The following is a 20077-nucleotide window of genomic DNA, read 5'->3' as shown; positions in this document are numbered from 1 at the left end:
CGCTCACCGATCCCCGTCGCGGCCCGTCCGGGCTGCTCCGCCGCCTTAACTTCGGCGCCATGCGCTTCCGCAGCCCTCTGCGCGGTCCCTGGCTGACCTCGGTGTTCGCCGTCGTGCTCCTGGTCGGGATGCCGATCCTCGTGATCACCGGGCTGCTCGACCGCGTGGCGTACGGGCCCGGTCAGGGCCTGCCCGGCGACGTCGGTCTCCTGCAGCTGCCGCCCTTCGACTGGCCGACGCGCCCGTCGTGGCTCTTCCGGCTCACGCAGGGCCTGCACGTCGGGCTCGGGATCGTGCTGGTGCCGGTGGTGCTGGCGAAGCTGTGGTCGGTGATCCCGAAGCTGTTCGCGTGGCCGCCGGTGCGCTCGCCCGCCCAGGCCCTGGAGCGGGGCACCTTGCTGTTGCTGGTGGGCAGCATCCTGTTCGAGATCGTCACCGGGCTGCTCAACATCCAGTACGACTACGCCTTCGGCTTCAGCTTCTACACCGGCCACTACCTGGGGGCCTGGGTGTTCGTCGGCGCGTTCGCCGCGCACGTCGTGCTCAAGTCCGGGGCGATGGTGCGAGGGCTGCGTTCCCGCTCCCTGCGCCGCGAGCTCGCCACCCCGCTCGCCGGCACCGTGCCGGAACCGCCGGACGAGGGCGGCCTCGTCGCGCCCGACCCGGCCCCGCCCACGATGAGCCGCCGCGGTGCGCTCGCCCTGGTCGGGGGCGGATCCGCGCTGCTCGCAGCGCTCTCGATCGGGCAGGTGCTCGACGGCCCCGCGCGCCACCTCGCCCTGCTGCTGCCCCGCGGCCGCACCACCGAGGACGGCCCGAACGGGTTCCCGGTGAACCGCACCGCCGCCGCGGCCGGGGTGGCCCCGCCCGCAGACTGGACGCTGCAGCTCGCCGGCCCGACACCGCGGACGTTCACCCGCGCCGAACTGATGGCGCTGCCCCAGCACACCGCCCGGTTGCCGATCGCGTGTGTCGAGGGCTGGTCGACGCTGCAGACCTGGACCGGCGTGCGGCTGCGCGACCTCGCCGAGCTCGCCGGGGTGCCCCGGCCGGCAGCGGCGTCCGTCGCGTCCCTGGAGGACGGACCGTTCGCCAGGGGGACGCTGACCCCCGGGCAGGTGCTGGACCCGGACGGGCTGCTCGCGCTGCAGGTGAACGGGGTCGACCTGAGCCTCGACCACGGCTTCCCCGCGCGGATCGTCGTGCCGGCCCTGCCGGGCGTCCGGTGCACCAAGTGGGTGCGCTCGATCGAGTTCCGGGAGGCGTGATGCGCCGGTTCACCGACCGCTACGGGGCCTCGCCCGCCCACCTTGCGGCGCTGCTGGCCTGCGTCGCCCCCGCCGCGTACGCCGCCTCGTTCCTGCTGGGGGACCCGGCGCTGCTGCGGGTGCTGTGCTGGTTCGTCGGCGCGGCCGTGGTGCACGACCTCGTGCTGTTCCCGCTCTACGCGCTGGCCGACCGGCTGCTCACCCGGCTGCCGGTTCCGCTGGTCAACCACGTGCGCGTGCCGTTGCTGGGCGCCGGGTTGACCTTTCTCGTCTTCCTGCCGGGAATCATCCGCCAGGGAGGGGAGACGCACCTTGCGGCCACCGGGCTCGACCAGGAGCCCTACCTGGGCCGATGGCTGGCCCTGGTGGCCGCGATGTTCGTGCTCTCGGGTCTGCTCTACGCGGTGCGGCTGCTGCTCAGGCCGCGCTCGCGGTCTCGCGCAGCGGCTTGAGCGCCGCCGCCCAGGCCACGAGCTCGTCGAGCATGTCGTGCAGCGCCTGTTGCTCGTGCTCCCCGGGCCGGCAGACCCCGGGGTCGCCGGGGGCGGTGAGCTCGAAGTCCGTGAAGGTGTTGAGGACGACCTGGCTGCGCACCGTCGCGACCTTCAGTTCCGCCAGCACGAGCCGCAGCCCCTCGACGGCGCGGACCCCGCCGTGCACGCCGTGGCTGACGAAGCCGGCGGCCTTGTCGTTCCACTCGGCGAACAGGTAGTCGATCGCGTTCTTCAGCGCGGCCGGGAACGAGTGGTTGTACTCCGGGGTGACGAAGACGACCCGTCGTACGGGGCGATCGTCGCGGCCCACCGGCGGGTGTGGGCGCCGCGGTAGTCGGCCCACAGCGCGGCGGCGCGTTCGTCGAGCACGGGCAGGTCGTGGTCGGCGAGGTCGATGACGTCGAAGCTCGCCTTCCCGGCCTGGGCGACCGGGTGCCGCGCGCAGGCCTCGGCGACCCAGCGGGCGACGACCTCGGTGCGGCGGACGGGACGGGTGCTCCCGATGACGATGGCGATGCGTACCATGGCGTCAAAGTACAACGAGCGTAGCAATAAGTACAACGAGCGTGGCAACACGAAGGATGGGGCGATGGTCAGGGGCGACAAGCGCAGCGCGGTCGTCGACGGCGCGCTCACCGTCTTCGCCCGCGACGGCTACACCCGGGCGAGCATGGACGCCATCGCCGCCGAGGCGGGCGTGTCGACGCGCACCGTCTACAACCACTTCACCGACAAGGCGGAGCTGTTCAGCGCGGTCATCCAGCACAGCGCCGCCCGCGTGGCCGACGCCCAGATCGCGATCATCGAGCGCTACCTGCACCGGGTGGTCGACCTGGAGGCCGACCTCGTCGAGTTCGGGATCGCCTTCGCCGGCCCCGTGCGGGAGGAGCACGGGGCGCATTTCGCGCTGGTCCGCCAGGTCAACGCCGAGGTCGGGCACATCCCGCAGGAGGCGATCGACGCGTGGCAGGAGATCGGGCCGGCCCGCGTGCGCCGTGCACTGGGCGAGCGGCTGCGTGAGCTGGCCGGGCGAGGGCTGCTACGGATCGACCAACCCGACCGCGCCGCCCTCCAGCTCATGCGGCTGATCGCGGCCGACAACCCGTCCTACCGGGGCGCCGTGCCCACCGACGAGGAGATCGCCGTCACCGTCGCGGCCGGTGTCCACCTGTTCCTCTTCGGCGTCGCTACCAGACCGTCAGCAGCAGGTGGTTGACCGCGAGCGCCAGCGCTGCCTGCGCCCCGAGCCAGCGCCGGGGGTGCGGGAGCAGGGCGCACGGGAGCACGAGGAACCCGGCGAACGGCAGCCAGATCCGCTCGACCTCGGCCTTGCTCATCCCTGACAGGTCGGCCAGCAGGATCGCGGCGACCGCGGCCCCGACCAGCAGCACGACCCCGGTGGGGAGGGCCTGGGCGCGCCGCAGCGCCGCCACCACCGCGGGCCCCACCGTGAAGGCCACCGCGGCCAGGTTGGCCCACACGAAGTACGAGTACGGCCGCGTCTGCGCGATGCTGGCCGCGTAGATCACCCGGACGTGCTCGAAGCCGGTGAACCACCAGAACCCGCTCGCGGTGAACGCGGCGACCACCGCGAGCGTCCCGGCGGCCGCGAACAGGCCGGCCCGCAGCCTGCGGGTGTGGATGAGCACCGCGAGGGCGGGCAGCCCGCCGAGCACCAGCCCGTACGACAGGTACAGGCACCAGCCCAGCAGCACCCCGGCCGTCACCGCCGCGAGGTCGGCCCGCAGGCCCCGCCCGGTGCTCCCGATCGCGAGCAGCGCCACGCCCCAGGCGAGCACGGCCGCGAACATCCCGTCCGCCGAGACCCCGACCCACACCGCGCCGGGCAGCAGCACGCCGAACGGCAGCGCGCGGCGGGCGAGGTCCTCCGCGCCGAGGGCCCGCGCGGCCACCGCCACCGCGACCGGCGCGGACGCCCCCACCAGCATCACGAACAGCCCCGCGGCACCACCGCCGCCCAGGCCGAGCCGGTCCAGCCAGACGAACGTGAGCAGCGCGCCGGGCGGGTGCGCCCCCACGTGCGTGGTCCAGAAGCCGGGCCGGTCGGTGAGGATGTGGTCGGCGAACGTGCGCAGCAGCGTGCCGACGTCGCCCACGCGTGGCACGTCGTGCAGGTACTCCTGGCTGCTGGTGAGCCGCTCGACCACCCCGCGCTGCCAGCCGTCCACGAGCGCGAGCGACACCGTCCACGCCACCGCGCCCGCGTACGCCACGGCGAGCAGCCGGCCCCAGGTCAGCCGCTGCGCCGGCGCGGGCCCGTGCGCCACCACCAGCGCCGCGACGGCCAGGGCCGCCGGGGTGCCCGGGCCCGCGTGCGGCAGCCACTCGGCGAGCAGGGGCGGGAACGGCAGGAAGATGTCGGTGCCGCCCGCCAGCAGCGCCCGTCCGACCACCGCCGCGGCCACCACGACGAGCGCGGCCGCCAGCACCACGGCGAGATCGGCTGCGCTCCCGGAGATCCGCGATCTCCGCGCGACGGTGACCGGCACGGGAGGACGCTAGCCCCGGACCGGGGCGCATGATCCTTACGTCTCGCGAACGGCGCCGTGCACCCCCGCCAGCCGGTAGTGGAGATGCCCGCGAGCCGTGACGACTCGGGCGCGGCCGGAGGACATCCTGGACGTCGTGGAGGTCGCCGCGCACACGCAGACCGCGCCGGAAACACGGATCTGGCAGCGGTCGGGCACCCGTGCGTGGGTGCTCGTCGGAGAACGTCGTGGCGACTCGGCGCTGCACCGCCCGCCGCTCGACCGCGTCGTGGGCACCACGAGCCACCGCAGCACGCGGCGGCGACCGGTGGGCAGCCGCCATCGCGCGCGAGCCGAGCGGCCGGGCTGGCTCTGGGTGCTCCGCTGGTACCGGGCGCGATGGGCGGCCCGCCGCACGCTCCGCACCCGCTGACCGCCGGACGAACGGCACACCCGTACCGCTCTATCGGACGGAGGTGCCGCTCGTACCGTGGGGACGTCAGCTGCGGAGCTTCTCCGCGAACGCCGCCGCCGCCGCGCGTGGGTCCTCGGCCTCGGTGATGGCGCGCACCACCACGATGCGCTTCGCACCCGCCGCCAGCACCTCGTCGAGACGGGCGTGGTCGATGCCGCCGATCGCGAACCACGGGCGCTCAGGCGCGCGACTCGCCACCGTGCGCACGAGATCGAGCCCCGGAGCGGGGCGGCCCGGCTTCGTGGGCGTGGGCCAGCACGGGCCGACGCAGAAGTAGTCCACCCCCGGCTCGTCGGCGGCGGCCGCCGTCTCCTCCGGGCTGTGCGACGAGCGCCCGATCACCACCTCGTCCCCCACCACCTCGCGGGCCCACCGGACGGGCAGGTCGTCCTGGCCCAGGTGCAGGATGTCCGCCCCGGCCGCGAGCGCGACGTCGGCGCGGTCGTTCACGGCCAGCAGCGCGCCGTGGCGGGCGCACGCCTCGGCGAGCACCTCGAGCGCGGCCAGCTCGTCGCGGGCCTCGAGCGGGCCGTCCGGGCCCTTGTCCCGCAACTGGACGATGTCGACGCCCCCGGCCAGCGCGGCGTCGGCGAACCCGGCGAGATCGCCGGTGCGGCGGCGGGCGCCGGTGCAGAGGTAGAGGCGGGCGTCGTCCAGTCGCTTGCGCACGGTGGCGCCGTCGAGGGCAGGCACGCTCGGCGACCCTACGCGTTGCCTCGGGAACGAGGGAGGCATCGGCGACGAGCGAGCGGGCCTGGAGAGCCTGCGAGCCCGCCGGAGCGAAGCGGAGGCCAACGACACGGCGTAGGGTGAAGAGCAAGGTGGCGCACGGGAGTCCGTACTGCGGGCTGAGAGGGGATCCGACAGATCCCGACCGTCGAACCTGATCCGGGTCATGCCGGCGCAGGGAGCGGAGATGATGTCGAACTCGTTGACGGTGATCGGGGCAGGCGTGATCGGCCTGTCCTGCGCCTGGCGCGCGGCGCAGGCCGGACTGCGGGTCACGGTGTTCGACCCCGCGCCTTCGTCAGGGGCCTCCTGGGTGGCCGGGGGCATGCTCGCGCCCGTCACGGAGGCGTGGCCGGGCGAGGAGGAGCTGCTGGAACTCGGCGAGGCCGCGGTGCGGGCCTGGCCCGCGTTCGCCGCCGAGCTGGAGTCCGCCGCCGGGCGCCCGGCAGGGCTGCGCACCGACGGCACGGTGGTCGCTGCCACCGGCTCGGGCGACCGCGCCGAGCTGGACACCCTCGCCACGTTCCTGGGCCGGCTGGGCCGCGACGTGCAGCGGCTCTCCGGGCGGGAGCTGCGCCGCCTCGAACCCGCGCTGGGCCCGGACGTGCGCGGCGGTCTGTCGGTGCCCAGCGACCTCGCCGTCGACAACCGCGTGCTGCTGGCCGCGCTGCGCGTCGCGGCCGAGCGGGCGGGCGCCAGGGTCGTGGAGCAGCCCGTCCGGGCCGTCCTCGACGACGGCGAGCAGGTCACCGGCGTGCGCACGGACGGCGGCGACGTCGAGTCGGACCTCGTGCTCGTCGCCGCGGGCGCCCACTCGGCCGCGCTGCACCCGGCCCTCGACGGCCTGGTGCGCCCGGTCAAGGGGGAGATCCTGCGTATCGCGCACCGGGCAGGGGCCTTCCCGCCGCCGCAGCGCACGGTGCGGGCGCTCGTGGACGGCCGACCGGTCTACGTCGTCCCCCGCGACGACGGCGGGCTCGTCATCGGCGCCACGCAGGCGGAGCTCGGCTTCGACACGCAGGTCACCGTCGGCGGGGTGCGCGACCTGCTGCGCGACGCCGAACGCATCCTGCCCGGCATCGCCGAGTACGCGCTGGTGGAGAGCGCGGCGGGGCTGCGGCCCGGCAGCCCGGACAACCTGCCCCTGATCGGGGCGCTCGGCCCCCACGGCCTGCTCGTGGCCACCGGCCACCACCGCAACGGCATGCTGCTCGCGCCCGTCAGCGCTGACGCCGTGCTCGCCCTGCTGCGCGGCGGCGCCGTCCCCGAGCCGGTGCGCGCCGCAGACCCCGCCCGGTTCTCGATGGTGAGGAGGTAGCACGTGCAGGTGTGGATCAACGGAGAGCAGCGCGAGCTCGCAGACGGTGCTCGCGTGCGTGACGCGCTCGCCGTGCTCGGCGCCCCGGAGCACGGGGTCGCGGTCGCCGTCGACGGCGAGGTGGTGCCGCGGGCCGACTGGCCGTCCGTCGAGCTCGCCGACGGTGCGCGTGTCGAGGTGCTCACAGCGGTGCAGGGAGGCTGACCATGGACGAAATGCTGGTCGTCGGCGACCGCAAGATCCCGTCCCGGCTGATCATGGGAACGGGTGGCGCGTCGAACCTGGAGATCCTCGAACGCGCCCTGGTCGCCTCCGGCACCGCGCTCACCACCGTGGCCATGCGCCGCATCGACGCCGTCACCGGCACCGGCGTGCTCGATCTCCTGCGCCGCCTCGGCATCGAGGTCCTCCCCAACACCGCGGGCTGCCGCACCGCCGCCGAGGCCGTCCTCACCGCCCGGCTCGCCCGGGAGGCCCTCGAGACCGACCTCGTCAAGCTCGAGGTGGTGGCCGACGAACGCACCCTGCTGCCCGACCCGATCGAGCTGCTGGACGCCGCTGAGCAGCTCGTCGACGACGGGTTCACGGTGCTGCCCTACACCAACGACGACCCGGTGCTCGCCCGCAAGCTCGAAGGCGTCGGGTGCGCGGCCGTCATGCCGCTGGGCTCCCCGATCGGCACCGGGCTGGGCATCCGCAACCCGCACAACATCGAGATGATCGTGGAGCAGGCCGGCGTGCCGGTCGTGCTGGACGCGGGCATCGGCACGGCGTCCGAGGCCGCCCAGGCGATGGAGCTGGGCTGCGACGCCGTACTGCTCGCCACCGCCGTCACCCGCGCGCGTGACCCGGAGCGCATGGCCCACGCGATGCGACTCGCGGTCGAGGCGGGCCGCGCCGCTCGCCTCGCCGGGCGCATCCCCCGCCGCTACTGGGCCCAGGCCTCCTCGCCCGAGGTCGACGTCTGAGGCAGCCACCCGAGCGGGTGCGGCGTGCCGGACGGGTGACCCGACCGGCTCGCGGGAACCTGTGCCCGGAGGTGATCGGATGGACGGGCGACACGGGTGGGTGCTCGTCGTCCTCGCGTTGCTGGGCGGCTGCGGCAACCCCGCTCCGGGGCCGGTGACGGCCCCGCCGAGCGCCGTGCCCGGGACGCCACCCGCCCCCGTCCCCGGCACGTCCGCCCCACCCGAGCCCGCGCCCGGGCCGTCCCCCGCGCCGCAGCCCGACGGCGGCGGCGAGCGTGTCGCCGTGCCCGTGTACTACGTGGCCGACACCGCGGCGGGCCCGCGGCTGCAGCGGGAATTCCACGCCGTCGTCACGGACGACCCGGCGAGCGCGGCCGTGCAGGAGATGCTCGCCGCCCCCACCGGCATCGACCCCGACTACCGCAGCCACTGGCCGGCCGGCAGCGCCCTGCGCGGGCCCGTGCGCCGCGAGGGCGGAGCCATCGTCGTCGACCTCACCGGCGTCGGGTCCGGCCCGTCGGACCCGCACCTCGCCGAGCTCACCGTGCAGCAGCTCGTCTACACGGTGCAGGGCGCGATGCAGTCGACCGACCCGGTGCGGATCCTCGTGGACGGCTCCACCGAGTCCGCCCTCTGGGGCTCGGTCGACACCTCCGCCCCGATCGGGCGCGGCGACCCCTACGCCGTGCGCTCGCTCGTGCAGATCGACTCGCCCGCCGACGACACCCAGGTCGGCCGCGAGGTCGAGGTGAGCGGCGAGGCGGCCGTGTGGGAGGCCACCGTGCGCTGGGCGGTGCTGCGCGACGGCGCCGTGGTCCGCGAGGGCGTCGCGAGCACGGCCGAGGGCCAGCGCTTCGCCCCCTTCGCCTTCACCGTGACCCTCGAACCCGGCCAGTACACGGTGCGCATCAGCGAGGACGACCCCTCCGACGGCGAGGGCCGCCCGGTGCTGTCCGACGACAAGCGGGTGACGGTGTCGGGGTGAGGCCCCGAAGTTCAGGAACGCCACGTTGCTGTACCCCAGGTTCAGGAACGTGGCGTTCTGAACCGCGGGTGCGCTCAGTCCGGCGGAGTCCGCGGCGCGCGCAGGCCGAGGCTGCGCAACTCCAGCGCCGCCAGCGCGTGCAGCACAGGACGCTCGCCGCGCCGCCACGATGTCGCCGGGTCGGGCGCCACCCGCATGAGCTGCCGCACCGGCCTGCGGGTGAGCGCTCGCAGCGCGAGCAGGTCGGAGTCGACGGCGCGGGCCGTCACCGCCGACTGCGCCAGCTGCGCGTAGCGCACCCGCAGCGGCAGCCACACGAACAGCACCGGCATCGCCCCGAGCACCACCGTGGCCACGGTGGTCCCGAACGCGACCCGCGCGATCGCCTCCATCTGCTCCTGCCCCGCCGCCACCAGCGACTCGCCCGCGCCGGTGCCTGCGCCGAGCGCCCGCGCGAGGTCGTCGCCGACGAACGGCAGCGACGCCGCGGTGCGCGCTGCGTCGTCGAACGCCCCGCGCACCGACTCACCCGCCCCCGCCAGCGTCCGGGCAGGCCCCTGCATCGCGAGCACGAAGTCGTGCACCGTGCGGGCGACGAAGGCGGTCAGCCAGATCCAACCGAGCGCCAGCAGGTCGGCCAGCAGCTGGAGCCCGGCCCGGCCCGGGCGCTCGGCGTAGATCCGCATGCGGCCGGAGCGTACTTCCCGCACCACCGTCGCGGTGCCGGGTCTTGATCAACGGACCGGCGTCGATCAGCACGTGGAGGCTGTCGGGGCGACACGCGTGTGCGGCTCGCTGTCGTCGCGTTCGCCGGCCGGGGCGGAGTCGTCGGGAAGGACTTGGTGGTTGTGCGTGCTGCTGTGGGGTGCTGTTCGGCGTGATCGGTCGCCGTCGGTTGGCGCGAGTCGTACTGCGCTGTTGCGGCGTCAGCAGGGGTGTGCTGCTCGGCTCGATCGGGCGCGGCTGATCAGGGCGCAAACAGCACCTTGCGGATGTCGCGGCGACACGTGTGTGCGGCTCGCTGCCATCGCGCATCGTCGGCCCGGGTCCCGCTGATCCAACGCCGCCGCTCGGCGCGAGCATGACGTGACGGTCGCCGCGGCGGCCCCTGTGTGCGGCTCGCCGCGTCGCGCCCGGCCGGGACTAGACGTCCTCGGCCTCCTCCGTGGCGGGGTCCCACGACAGCCCCGGCACGCCCCAGCCGTTGCGCTTGAGCACCTTCTTCGCGGCGCGCTGGTTGCGACCCACGAGTCGGTCGATGTACAGGAGACCGTCGAGGTGGTCGGTCTCGTGTTGCAGGCACCGGGCGAGGAATCCGCGCCCCTCCACCTCGACCGGCTTGCCGTCGGCGTCCACCCCCGTGACGCGGGCCCACTCGGCCCGGCCCGTCGGGAAGTGCTCGGCGGGCACGGACAGGCAGCCCTCCTCGTCGTCCTCCGGGTCGGGCATCGACTCGGGCCGCTCTGAGGTCTCCAGCACCGGGTTCACGACGACGCCGCGCACCCGCGTGCGCGTCTGCTCGTCCGGGCAGTCGTAGACGAACAGGCGCAGGTCGACGCCGATCTGGTTTGCCGCGAGCCCGACCCCGTCGGCGGCGGCCATGGTGTCGAACATGTCCTCGACCAGCGCCTTCAGCTCGTCGTCGAATGACTCGACGGGGCGGGTGGGCCGGTGCAGGACGGGGTCGCCGATGATGCGGATGGGACGGACGGACACAAGTCGACCCTACGTGGTGCCTGCGTTCCCCGATCGGGCAGCGCGCGCCTCCCCCGTTCTCGTCGGGGTCGCGTGGTTCAATGGCCGACGCGAATGACAGGACTGTTATTCGTCCTGAGCGAGGCCCCCGAGGAGCGTGATGGAGTCGGCCACCGAGACCAGCGGGCGCCCTCCCGTCGGCGGCACGGCACGGGTACTGGGGCGCCGGGAGCGCGAGATCCTGGCCTTCGAGGCCCAGTGGTGGAAGTACGCGGGCGCCAAGGAGCAGGCGATCCGCGAGCTGTTCGACATGTCCGCCACCCGCTACTACCAGGTGCTCAACGCCCTCGTCGACAAGCCCGAGGCGCTCGCGGTCGACCCGCTGCTCGTCAAGCGCCTCCGCCGGTTGCGCGCCAGCCGGCAGCGCACCCGTGCGGCGCGCCGCCTGGGAATCGAGCCGTGGTGACGGCAGCATGATCACCAACCCGGTCGCTCCGGCGACCCCTCACTGACCGGAATCCCCACGCACACGGAGGCCAGCGTGATCGAGCTCGCGACCGTCGTCGAGGTCCGGTCGTGACCACGCCGGGGGCCGGAGGCGGACCGTCCCCGCTGCGGCTCGGCGGGCTCGGGCTGATCGGGGTCGCGGTGGTCGCCGCCGTCATCGGCCTGGCGAGCACGGCCACGAGCGGCGACCAGCCCACCGCGGTCCCGTCGGCCGACGCCTCGAACGACACGACCCCACCCGCCGTGGAGCCGCCGCCCCCGGCGCCGCCCGCCGAGCCGCTGCCCACTGAGCCGCTGCCCACTGAGCCGCTGCCCACCGACGCGGCCGGGCTGCCGGTCCCCTCGGTCACCGAGCCGGCCCCGGGTGCCCTCCCGCCCGGCGCGCCAGACCCGGCGGCACCCGGTGCTGAGTTGCCGCCCGGCGCCCCGGCACCCCAGGCCGCGCCCCCGCCCGCCGCACCGGCGCCCGAGGCGGGTGCCCCGGCTCCGGCGCCCGCGCCCGCCGACCCGGGTGCCCCCGCCCCCGCTCCTGGTCCGGACGCCCCGGCACCCGCGCCCGCGCCCGATGCACCGGCCCCAGCACCAGCACCCGCACCCCAGCAGGCGCCTCCGGGCGGTCCCGCCGCGCAGCAGGCTCCGCCTCCCGCCCCGTCGGGAGGCGGCAGCGACCCCATGGCTGCCCCGGCCCCAGCCCCCAGTGGCGGCAGCAGCGGGAACGCCCGCTCGGGTGGCGGCGACACCGGCGCCGGGAGGAGCGGCGGCGGTGGCACGGCCGTGGCCCACCTGCCGCTGCGCGTCTACAACAACAGCACGATCAGCGGTCTGGCCACGCGTGCGGCCGAGGACTTCCGCAGGGCGGGCTGGCCGATCGACGAGATCGGCAACTACCCGCACGGCATCATCCCCACCACCACCGTCTACTACCGGCCGGGCACCGAGGAGGAAGCGGCCGCCAAGGCGCTGGCCGAGCAGTTCGGGATGCGCGCCAACCCGCGCTTCGAGGGCCTGCAGCACGCCTCGCCCGGCATCATCGTGATCGTCACGAACGACTACGGGCGCTGAGCCCCTCAGCTCGGGCGGCGGTCCGCGTAGGCCTGCAGCTCGGCCAGCTGCAGCGGGTCCAGGGAGGGCGGCACGGCGGCCCGGGCCGCCGCGACGTGAGCGGCGGTCACTTCGGCCGCGTCCAGTGACTCCCGCATCGCCGTGAGCGCGGCCTCGCGCAGGACGGCCGCGCAGTCGGCGGCGGAGTAGCCCTCCAGCTCGGCACCGAGCTCGGTGAGGTCGACGTCCGGGGCGAGCGGGGTGTGCCGGCCCGCCGCCCGCAGGATCTCGGTGCGCGCGGCCGCGTCCGGCGGCGGGACGTACACGAGCCGTTCGAGCCGCCCGGGACGCAGCAGCGCGGGGTCGATCAGCTCGGGCCGGTTGGTGGCACCGACCACGATCACGTCGCGGCGCGGCTCGGCACCGTCGAGCTCGGTGAGCAGGGCCGCGACCACGCGGTCGGCCACACCCGAGTCCGACGACTGCCCGCGCCGCGGTGCCAGCGCGTCCACCTCGTCGAGGAACACGAGCGCGGGCGCGGCGTCGGCCGCCTTGCGGAAGAGCTCGCGGACCGCGCGCTCCGACTCACCGACGTACTTGTCGAGCAGCTCGGCCCCCTTCACGGCGAACACGTTCAGCTGCCCCGTGCCGGCGAGTGCGCGGAGCAGGAACGTCTTGCCGCAGCCCGGCGGGCCGTAGACGAGCACCCCGCGCGGGGCGTCCACGCCGAGGCGGGCGAACGAGTCCGGGTACTGCAACGGCCACAGCACCGCCTCGGTGAGGGCCTGCTTGACCTCGGTCATGTCGCCGACCTGGTCGAGCGTGATCCCCCCGGTCTGGAGAGTGTCCGACGACGACATCGAGATCGGGCGCACCGAGCCGACGGCGTCGAGCAGGTCCTCCTGCGTGATCCGGGGTTCGCCCTCGCCCGGGTGCCGCAGCGCGGCTTGCACGGCCGCCTCCCGGCGCACCGCGACCAGGTCGGCGGCCACGAAGCCGGGCGCGCGCTCGGCCACCACCTTGAGGTCCACCCCGTCGGCCTGCGGGACGCCCGCGAGCAGGCGGCGCAGCAGTTCGGCCCGGGTGCGCAGGTCGGGAAGGGCGAGCCCGAGCTCGCGGTCGACGAGGTCGGGAGCCCGCAGCCGCGGGTCGACCGATTCCGGTGCCGACGTCGTCGCCACGAGCGCGAGCCCCGGCGTGGCCACCGCGGTGCGCAGCGCGTCCAGCACGACGGTGGCGAGCGGCGGCGGGGACGCGGCGGGGAGCAGTGCCTCGACGTCCGTGACGACCAGGACGGTGCGGGTGCCGGCCCGGGCCTTGCCGATGATCTCGTGCACCCGCTGCGATGCGGTGGCGGCCTCGAGCGCCGCGACGCCCGGAGCGGTGAGCTCCACCGTGGTGGCGCCGACGGCCGCGGCCGTGCTGCGCGCGAGCGTGAGCTTCCCGACGCCCTCCGGGCCGACGAGCAGCACCCCGAGGCGGGCGGCTCCGCCGAGGCGAGTGAGCAGCTCGGGGCGGTCGAGGGTGAGCTCGAGCCACTCCACCAGCTTGCGGGCGGCGTCGGTGTTGCCGACGAGCTCCTCCACCGGGAGCGCGGGCTCGGGCGGCGCGGCGGCCGCGGCGGGCCGGGCCGGTGCCGCAGCGTTCGTGGTCTGCGGTGTGGCGGCGATCGGCGCGGACGCCCCCGTGGCCGGGCCACCCTCCCAGCCCACCACGGTGCTCGGGCGCACGGCGACCGCACCCGCCGGCTCGACGGACGCCACGGTGAGCAGCTCGGTGGTCCAGGCGCTGCCGAGCGCTCCGGCCACCCGCTGCCGGGCCGCGGGGGCGTCCAGGCCAGGGGCGGGCTCGATGTCCTGGGGGAGCAGCGACACCGCGTCCCCGCCCGTGACGACCTTGCCCACCAGCGCCAGCCGGATCGTCTCCGGCGTGAGCGCGGCCCGAGCGAGCCGCGACCCGGTGAGCAGCACCCTGCGCGCAGGCTCCACCCGCGCCGGCGCCACCACCACGGTGGAACCGTCGGCGAGCCCCGCGTTGGAGAGGGTGACGTCGTCGAGGGTGGCCTGCCCCGCAGGCCCGGTCGCGGGGGCGACGAGGGCGGTGGTCACCCGGGAGCCCGTCAGTGTCACCGCGTCCCACGAGCGCAGGCAGAGCGCGTCGATGACCTCGGGGTGCAGCCGGACGACGCCGCGCCGCGCGTCTGCCGCCGAGGCGGCGAGCCGGGCGACCAGGGTGATGGAGGGAACCACGCGGCAGACGCTATCGGGGCACCCCCAGGCCCGACCCCGGCGAGTCCCCCACCGCCCCCGGCGAGTCCCCCACCTCGAAGTTCGAGCCCCACCCCGGAGACGCGAGTCTCCCGTTTCGGAGGCCGAGTCCCGCGAACAAACGGGGCGAGTCCCCGACTCGGCGGCCGAGTCGCGCGAACGGCGCGCCGTCTACTGCAGTTCGCAGCATGCGCACCCGAGGACCGGCGTCGTTGGACGCGGGACTCGGGCCGCGGGATGCGGGACTCGCGGTGTGAACGGACGACTCAGGCGGCCGGATGTGCGACTCGCGCTGCCGTACGCGGAACCCACGCCTTGCCGTGGGGGACTCGCGCTTGGAAGGTGGAACCGAGCCACCACATGCGGGACTCGCGGGTGGTCGGGGTTCGCGGGACTCGTGCTTTCGGATGCGCTCTTCGGCCTACCGGACGGGGGACTCGCGCCCTGGGTGGGGGACTCGGCGCCGGATGCGGGACTCGCCCACCGAGACGGGGGACTCGCGCCTCCGGGTGGGGACTCGCGCTTCGGGGTGCGGGACTCGCCGGTCAGCGGCGGCGGGCGCGGCGGAGGCCGAGGCGGAGGCGGTTGCGCGCCGACTGGGACGACGCCGCGGGGCCAGGGCCGGGGCCGGGTACGCGGCCGTTGCCGGGGCGGGCGGCGCGCTGCATGACGCCCGCGGGGTCGTCGCCGAACCGGCGCACGGCGCGGGCGACGGCGCTGGCGCGCCCGGCGACGCGATGGCGCAGCGGGGACCGTAGCCCGAGCCGCCGGGCCGAGCGCGCGGCGCGGGCGATGGCGCGCCGTTCGCGGACCGGCACGCCCCACGCCTCGGGGTGCTGGGTGAGCCAGTGGTGGCGGTGGACGGTGTAGGGGACCGAGCAGAGGTAGGCGAGCGCCACGATGGCCAGGCCGAGGAACGGGACGGTGATGAGCACGGCGGCGGCGATCGCGACGAGGACGAGCAGGGGCGCGATGTAGTTGGGCGACACGCGCACGCTCTTGAAGGAGAGGGTGGGGAACCTGCTCACCATGAGCGACGCGACGACGAGTGCCCACACGCCCACGAGGATCGGTGCCGACCACCAGCCGGGCCCGAAGTGCAGGGTGGCGTACAGCGGGATGCCCGCCGACAGGGCGGCGGCGGGGGCGGGGACGCCGACGAAGAACTCGCGGGTGAACGGGAACTCGTCCTCCTCGTCGAGGAGGGTGTTGAAGCGGGCGAGCCGCAGCATCATGCAGACGGCGAAGACGAGGGCGACGATCCAGCCGAACTGGCTGCCCTCGAGCGCCCAGATGTAGATGACGAGCGCGGGCGCGACGCCGAACGAGACGAGGTCGGCGAGCGAGTCGAGTTCCGCGCCGATCCGAGTGGTGGCGTCGAGTAGGCGGGCGAGGCGGCCGTCGAGGGCGTCGCACAGGGCGGCCGCGCCGACGGCGGCGACGCACAGCTCGAACCGCCCGCCGAGGGCGAAGTACACGGCGGACAGGCCGGAGCACAGTGCGAGGACGGTGACGGCGTTCGGCAGGAGCCGGACCCCGGCGGGGTAGTGGGGGGCGGACATCAGTCGCTCCTGGGGAGTTCGGCCAGCACCGTCTCGCCGCCGATCGTGCGCTGCCCCGGCGCCACGGTGACGCGTGAGCCGCGGGGCAGGTAGACGTCGACGCGCGAGCCGAAGCGGATGAGCCCGAAGGTCTCGCCTGCCGCGACCTCGTCGCCGGGGGCGACGTCGCAGACGATGCGGCGGGCGAGGAGGCCTGCGATCTGGACGACGCCGATCCGGCTGCCGTCGGTGGCCTCGAACAGGACGGCGTTGCGTTCGTTGTCCTCGCTGGCCTTGTCGAGGTCGGCGGACAGGAAGGTGCCGGGGCGGTAGGCGACGTCGACGACGTGCCCGTCGACGGGCACCCGCTGCACGTGCACGTCCAGCACGGACAGGAACACGCTGACGCGGGGGGCGGGCTCGCGGGGCAGGTCCAGCTCGGCGGGCGGGAGCACGTCGGAGACGGTGGCGACGGTGCCGTCGGCCGCGGCGAGTGCGACGCCGGTGAGCGGTGGGCGCACGCGGCGGGGGTTGCGGAAGAACAGTGCGGTGGCGGCGGTGGCGAGCAGGCCGGTGACGGCGCCGCGCCCGGTGGCGAGGCGGAGGGCGGCGGCCGCGCCCGCGACCGCGGCGACGAGCGGCCGCCCGCCTGGGTGCATGGGTGGGACGGCGGCCCGGATCAGGCCGGCGACGTGCGGGAGCGACAACCCCGTTCCGCTTCCCCGCGGAACGGCGCCGGGTGCGGCGGGCGCGGGCTCGACAGGTGGCGTCGGGTCGTGCATGGAAGCGGATCGGCTCCTCCGGCGTGGCGACCCGGTCGGGCCGCGGTGGCGGCGGCTACGGTACGCCAGCGGGGGTGGCCGCGTGCGGCCGTGGTCACATTCCGCCACGAGGGCTGTGACGTGGGGAGACCCGGGCGGGCGGGACGAGCCGCAGAACGCAAAGGGCCGGGGCCGCCATCCCCCGAGACGACGACCCCGGCCGTGGAACCGCTCGTCCGCTCCCCAGCGACGGGCGGTAGGTCCTGTGCGTTGTGAGCCGGTTACCCGGTCCACCCCCGAATTATCCCCGAGCCCCCGTTCAATCGTCCAGGTCACGGGGCCAGGAACCCCGTTATGTGCACCGATCGGCCGAACGCTCACCAGTAAGACGCTCCGAGAGCCATGAACGTTGCCGTCTTCGATTGTGATCCCGGCCACAATCTACCCGGGCTGTCACCCATCTAGCAACCAGGTCTCGACGGCTGTTCCCTCCGGGACCTCCGTGACGTCCTCGGGCACGACCACCAGGCACTCGGCCCGGGCGAGAGCTCCGAGCAGGTGCGATGCCGGCCCGCCGAGCTCCCGCACCGTGCCGGTGACCGCGTCGAGGACGCCGCGGCGGAACTGGCGGCGCCCGGGCGGTGAGGTCCAGCGCTCACCCAGCGTGGCGGTGACGATGGGCCGATCGGGGTGTGGATGGCCGAGCGCGGCCCGCAGCGCGGGCCGGACGAACACCTCGAAGGAGACGTGGGAGCTCACCGGGTTGCCGGGCAGGGTGACGACGCCGGTGCCCTCGAGTTCGGCGACGCGGCCCGCGCCCTGGGGCCCGCCGGGCTGCATCGCGACCTTGACGAACTCGACCCCGCGGCCGGTGAAGGCGTCCTTGACCACCTCGTAGGCCCCGGCGCTCACGCCGCCGGAGGTGAGCAGGAGGTCCACGGGCCCGTCGGTGAGCCGCTCGCGCAGCCGGCCGAGGAACTCCTCGACGTCGTCGGGGACGAAGCGCAGCAGCTCGGCGCTGCCCCCGGCGTCCTCGACGGCGGCGGCGAGCATCGGCCCGTTCGACTCGTAGATCTGGCCGGGCCGCAGCGGTGTGCCGGGGGCGACGAGCTCCGACCCGGTGGAGAGCACGAGCACGCGGGGTCGGCGCCGGACGGGCACGGTGGCGCAGCCGACCGCGGCGGCCACGCCGATCTGCGGCGCGCCGAGCACGGTGCCCGCGGGCAGCACGACGTCGCCCGCCCGCACGTCCTCGCCCGCGCGCCGCACGTGCGCGCCCGGGGCGGGCGCCTTCTCGATCCGGACGCGCTCGAGGCCGCCGTCGGTGTCCTCGACGGGCACGACGGCGTCGGCGCCTGCGGGCAGGGCGGCGCCGGTCATGATCCGGTGGACCGTGCCGGCCTGCAGCGGGGGGACGTCGGTGCGCCCGGCCGGGATGTCCGCGGCCACCGGCAGCTCGACGGGGGCACCCGCGAGGTCTGCCGCCCGCACGGCGTAGCCGTCCATCGCGGAGTTGTCGAACGAGGGGAGCGCGACCCCCGCGACGACGTCCGCCGCCAGCACGCGGCCGCGGGCCTGCGCGACGGGGACGTCTTCTACCGGCATCGGGGCCAGCAGCGCGGCGACGACCGCGCGGTGCTCGTCGACTGATCTCGGGGAGCTCGCCACGGGAGCAATCCTGCCGGACCGCGAGTCTTCGTCCCGGACGAGTGGTCGGATCTGGGGTAGCGTCGGCGCGGTCAGTTCAGCACCATGCGCAAGCAGCACTGCAACATGGAGGTGCCGTGGCCCAGGGCACGGTCAAGTGGTTCAACGCGGAGAAGGGCTTCGGCTTCATCGCCACCGATGGTGGGCCGGATGTCTTCGTCCACTACAGCGCTATCCAGTCCGAGGGTTTCCGCACCCTGGACGAGGGCGACCGCGTGGAGTTCGAGACGACGGCGGGCCGCGACGGCCGTAGCCAGGCCGACGCCGTCCGCCGGATCGGGTAACTCCGAACCCGGCGACGGCACCGCTCCAGCGGTGTCACGGTGTCAACGTCAACAGGGGGACCGGCGCTGCGCCGGTCCCCCTGTTGCGTTCATGGGCGACCTCGGCCCTACAGGTCGAGCGCGGCGCGCAGCGCGCTGTCGATCCGGTCGACGAGCGCCGGATCGAGCGCGTCCACGCGCTTGGCGAGCCACCGTCGGTAGAAGCGGGTCAGCGAGGCGACGTCGGCCCACCCGTGGTGATCGATCGGTACGGCGAGGATGTCCTCGGGGTCGTCGGCCCGGACGGGGACGCCGAGCAGCCACGGCCGCGTCGAGTCGTTGACCCCGTCACTGGAGACGATCACGACGAGCTGCTGGCGCGGGGAGCCCTGCGGCTCGTAGGTGTAGAGCTCACCCCGCCGCACGCAGGTCCTCCTCCGCGAGTTCGTGCTCGCGTTCGTCGGCCAGCGCATCGGTGACCGCGGCTTCAGCCGGCCCGGGGCCGAACCCGGTCCGCACCGCCTCCCGCCGAGCGGCCCGGGACAGCCACGCCGACAGCGAGAGCCCCGCCTTGCGTGCGGCGCGCTCCGCGTGGTCGAGCGCCGACTCGTCCAGCGAGACGGTGACCTTCCTCGTTGCCATACCGCTTACCGTACCGATCGTCGGGTGGACGAGCGGGTCTCTCCTCGAATGGCGAGATCCATGCGCTTCGCGACCGGCTCGCACCTTTCGCCGAACCGGCCGGCTCGTCGAGCATCCACGTGCGATCCGAAGATCACCGGGCGAGCTCCCGCCGCGGCGACCCCGGTTCGCGGAACGGATCGGCGTTCGCGCCGCCTGGACGATCTGGGAGACCATGAACCGCGTTCTCGCTGTCCTCGCCGCGGTCTCGGTGGCCGTGCTCGGTCTCAACGGCACCGCCGCGGCCGAGGCCACCTGCAACTCCGGACACCTCTGCCTCTACCGCGACATCGGCCTCGAGCCCCACTCGGGCTCCCACTGGCTCTCGAACGGGAACCTCGACGACTGCGTCCCGCTGGATGTGCAGGACGGCCACTGGACCTCCGCGAACAACCGGTCGGCGTACACCGTCGAGCTCTGGAACGTGAAGGGGACCGGCTCGAAGCGGCTCGTCGCCACGCTGCGCCCCGGCCAGAAGATCACGTATTTCGGATCCGCCGGTAACGACCGGGTGGACCGGGTGTGGAACCTGACCTGCGCGTAACCCTCGTGCCGCGGTGCCGGTGAACTGGTCCAGGTAGCGTCGGGCTCGGCGCCTTGCACTCGTATGTCCCGAGTGCTAAAACCGGCACTGGCACTCGGCACGGTAGAGTGCCAGTCGTCGGGCGGGTGAGATCGGCTCAGGGTTGTCGATCGTCCGTCGCGGGCGCCGCGCTCGACACCGTGACTTCAAGTCATCCCAATCGGAGGACTACACCCCCATGGCGAAGCAGATCGCGTTCGACGAGGAGGCGCGCCGCGGGCTCGAGCGTGGCATGAACACCCTCGCCGACGCCGTCAAGGTGACGCTCGGCCCGCGCGGCCGCAACGTCGTGCTGGAGAAGAAGT

At 74.7% G+C, this 20077-nt stretch carries 22 protein-coding genes, 1 pseudogene and 1 riboswitch; of the genes and pseudogenes, 12 read left to right on the top strand and 11 right to left on the bottom strand.

Features of this window, described 5'->3' with window-relative positions; genetic code table 11:
• Positions 1-59: 59 nt before the first annotated feature.
• Both ACFPL3_RS16030 and ACFPL3_RS16025 read left to right on the top strand, forming a co-directional pair.
• A complete protein-coding gene (locus ACFPL3_RS16030) occupies positions 60-1268 on the top strand; it encodes a molybdopterin-dependent oxidoreductase (protein ID WP_343946964.1) in 1209 nt (402 codons plus the stop codon).
• The gene (locus ACFPL3_RS16025) at positions 1268-1720 is read left to right on the top strand and encodes a hypothetical protein (RefSeq protein WP_343946965.1); all 453 of its coding nucleotides are present in this window, start codon (positions 1268-1270) and stop codon (positions 1718-1720) included. The genes ACFPL3_RS16030 and ACFPL3_RS16025 overlap by 1 nt, the downstream gene beginning before the upstream one ends.
• Here ACFPL3_RS16025 and ACFPL3_RS16020 read toward each other — a convergent pair.
• Positions 1686-2287: pseudogene (locus tag ACFPL3_RS16020) on the bottom strand (NADPH-dependent FMN reductase). The gene ACFPL3_RS16025 and the pseudogene ACFPL3_RS16020 overlap by 35 nt on opposite strands.
• Before the next feature lie 64 nt (positions 2288-2351).
• On the opposite strand from ACFPL3_RS16020, the gene ACFPL3_RS16015 reads away from it, so the two are divergent.
• The gene (locus ACFPL3_RS16015; protein ID WP_343946966.1) at positions 2352-2978 is read left to right on the top strand and encodes a TetR/AcrR family transcriptional regulator; all 627 of its coding nucleotides are present in this window, start codon (positions 2352-2354) and stop codon (positions 2976-2978) included.
• On the opposite strand, the gene ACFPL3_RS16010 is transcribed toward ACFPL3_RS16015, so the two are convergent.
• Entirely contained in the window at positions 2950-4272 is a 1323-nt protein-coding gene (locus ACFPL3_RS16010; protein ID WP_343946967.1) for a hypothetical protein, read from the bottom strand. The two genes, ACFPL3_RS16015 and ACFPL3_RS16010, sit on opposite strands and share 29 nt — an antisense overlap.
• Before the next feature lie 97 nt (positions 4273-4369).
• Between ACFPL3_RS16010 and ACFPL3_RS16005 the strand changes: the two genes are divergently transcribed.
• A complete protein-coding gene (locus ACFPL3_RS16005) occupies positions 4370-4684 on the top strand; it encodes a hypothetical protein (RefSeq protein ID WP_343946968.1) in 315 nt (104 codons plus the stop codon).
• A 66-nt stretch (positions 4685-4750) separates the two neighbouring features.
• Here the strand turns inward: ACFPL3_RS16005 and thiE are convergent, their stop codons facing one another.
• Positions 4751-5419 (bottom strand): thiamine phosphate synthase, encoded by a 669-nt coding sequence (thiE, locus tag ACFPL3_RS16000; protein WP_343946969.1) that lies wholly within the window; start codon positions 5417-5419, stop codon positions 4751-4753.
• A 125-nt stretch (positions 5420-5544) separates the two neighbouring features.
• A riboswitch (TPP riboswitch) is annotated at positions 5545-5653 on the top strand.
• Here thiE and thiO point away from each other — a divergent pair.
• The 4 genes from thiO (at position 5643) to ACFPL3_RS15980 (ending at position 8726) form a co-directional block, all read left to right on the top strand.
• Positions 5643-6773 carry a glycine oxidase ThiO gene (gene thiO, locus ACFPL3_RS15995; RefSeq protein WP_343946970.1) on the top strand — a complete coding sequence of 377 codons (1131 nt, stop codon included), beginning with the start codon at positions 5643-5645 and terminating at the stop codon, positions 6771-6773. (Overlaps the previous riboswitch by 11 nt.)
• A gap of 3 nt (positions 6774-6776) precedes the next feature.
• The gene (gene thiS / locus ACFPL3_RS15990) at positions 6777-6977 is read left to right on the top strand and encodes a sulfur carrier protein ThiS (protein ID WP_343946971.1); all 201 of its coding nucleotides are present in this window, start codon (positions 6777-6779) and stop codon (positions 6975-6977) included.
• A 2-nt stretch (positions 6978-6979) separates the two neighbouring features.
• Positions 6980-7741, top strand: a complete 762-nt coding sequence (thiG, locus tag ACFPL3_RS15985) for a thiazole synthase (protein ID WP_343946972.1) — start codon at positions 6980-6982, stop codon at positions 7739-7741.
• A gap of 79 nt (positions 7742-7820) precedes the next feature.
• Positions 7821-8726, top strand: a complete 906-nt coding sequence (locus ACFPL3_RS15980; protein ID WP_343946973.1) for a GerMN domain-containing protein — start codon at positions 7821-7823, stop codon at positions 8724-8726.
• 74 nt (positions 8727-8800) lie between these two features.
• On the opposite strand, the gene ACFPL3_RS15975 is transcribed toward ACFPL3_RS15980, so the two are convergent.
• Both ACFPL3_RS15975 and ACFPL3_RS15970 read right to left on the bottom strand, forming a co-directional pair.
• On the bottom strand, positions 8801-9412 hold the full coding sequence (locus ACFPL3_RS15975; RefSeq protein ID WP_343946974.1) for a hypothetical protein: 612 nt from the start codon (positions 9410-9412) through the stop codon (positions 8801-8803).
• A 457-nt stretch (positions 9413-9869) separates the two neighbouring features.
• A complete protein-coding gene (locus ACFPL3_RS15970; RefSeq protein ID WP_343946975.1) occupies positions 9870-10442 on the bottom strand; it encodes a peptide deformylase in 573 nt (190 codons plus the stop codon).
• Positions 10443-10581: 139 nt separating this feature from the next.
• Here ACFPL3_RS15970 and ACFPL3_RS15965 point away from each other — a divergent pair, with 139 nt between their 5' ends.
• Together ACFPL3_RS15965 and ACFPL3_RS15960 are read left to right on the top strand one after the other, a co-directional pair.
• Positions 10582-10887, top strand: a complete 306-nt coding sequence (locus ACFPL3_RS15965) for a DUF3263 domain-containing protein (RefSeq protein WP_343946976.1) — start codon at positions 10582-10584, stop codon at positions 10885-10887.
• A gap of 110 nt (positions 10888-10997) precedes the next feature.
• Complete coding sequence (locus tag ACFPL3_RS15960) at positions 10998-11990, top strand: LytR C-terminal domain-containing protein (RefSeq protein WP_379589219.1); 993 nt, start codon at positions 10998-11000, stop codon at positions 11988-11990.
• 5 nt (positions 11991-11995) lie between these two features.
• Here the strand turns inward: ACFPL3_RS15960 and ACFPL3_RS15955 are convergent, their stop codons facing one another.
• From ACFPL3_RS15955 to moeA, 4 genes are all read right to left on the bottom strand, one after another.
• Positions 11996-14218, bottom strand: a complete 2223-nt coding sequence (locus tag ACFPL3_RS15955; protein ID WP_343943852.1) for an AAA family ATPase — start codon at positions 14216-14218, stop codon at positions 11996-11998.
• A 563-nt stretch (positions 14219-14781) separates the two neighbouring features.
• Complete coding sequence (gene pssA, locus ACFPL3_RS15950; protein ID WP_379589217.1) at positions 14782-15798, bottom strand: CDP-diacylglycerol--serine O-phosphatidyltransferase; 1017 nt, start codon at positions 15796-15798, stop codon at positions 14782-14784.
• Entirely contained in the window at positions 15798-16559 is a 762-nt protein-coding gene (locus ACFPL3_RS15945) for a phosphatidylserine decarboxylase (RefSeq protein WP_379589215.1), read from the bottom strand. The genes pssA and ACFPL3_RS15945 overlap by 1 nt, the downstream gene beginning before the upstream one ends.
• A 432-nt stretch (positions 16560-16991) precedes the next feature.
• Positions 16992-18215, bottom strand: coding sequence for a molybdopterin molybdotransferase MoeA (moeA, locus tag ACFPL3_RS15940; protein ID WP_343945710.1), 1224 nt, complete (start codon positions 18213-18215; stop codon positions 16992-16994).
• 107 nt (positions 18216-18322) lie between these two features.
• On the opposite strand from moeA, the gene ACFPL3_RS15935 reads away from it, so the two are divergent.
• Positions 18323-18529: a cold-shock protein gene (locus ACFPL3_RS15935; protein ID WP_147257060.1), complete on the top strand. Its 207-nt coding sequence runs from the start codon at positions 18323-18325 to the stop codon at positions 18527-18529.
• A gap of 107 nt (positions 18530-18636) precedes the next feature.
• Here ACFPL3_RS15935 and ACFPL3_RS15930 read toward each other — a convergent pair whose 3' ends face one another.
• A complete protein-coding gene (locus ACFPL3_RS15930; RefSeq protein WP_343945707.1) occupies positions 18637-18933 on the bottom strand; it encodes a type II toxin-antitoxin system PemK/MazF family toxin in 297 nt (98 codons plus the stop codon).
• Positions 18920-19150 carry a hypothetical protein gene (locus ACFPL3_RS15925; protein WP_343945706.1) on the bottom strand — a complete coding sequence of 77 codons (231 nt, stop codon included), beginning with the start codon at positions 19148-19150 and terminating at the stop codon, positions 18920-18922. Before ACFPL3_RS15925 ends, ACFPL3_RS15930 begins: the two co-directional genes overlap by 14 nt.
• 214 nt (positions 19151-19364) lie before the next feature.
• On the opposite strand from ACFPL3_RS15925, the gene ACFPL3_RS15920 reads away from it, so the two are divergent.
• Positions 19365-19733 carry a peptidase inhibitor family I36 protein gene (locus ACFPL3_RS15920; protein ID WP_343945705.1) on the top strand — a complete coding sequence of 123 codons (369 nt, stop codon included), beginning with the start codon at positions 19365-19367 and terminating at the stop codon, positions 19731-19733.
• Positions 19734-20077: the final 344 nt, after the last annotated feature.

Source organism: Pseudonocardia zijingensis (assembly GCF_042657305.1).
Classification (GTDB): domain Bacteria; phylum Actinomycetota; class Actinomycetes; order Mycobacteriales; family Pseudonocardiaceae; genus Pseudonocardia; species Pseudonocardia zijingensis.
Note: the sequence above shows the minus strand (reverse complement) of the source record. Positions and strands in the feature narration are given on the sequence as shown.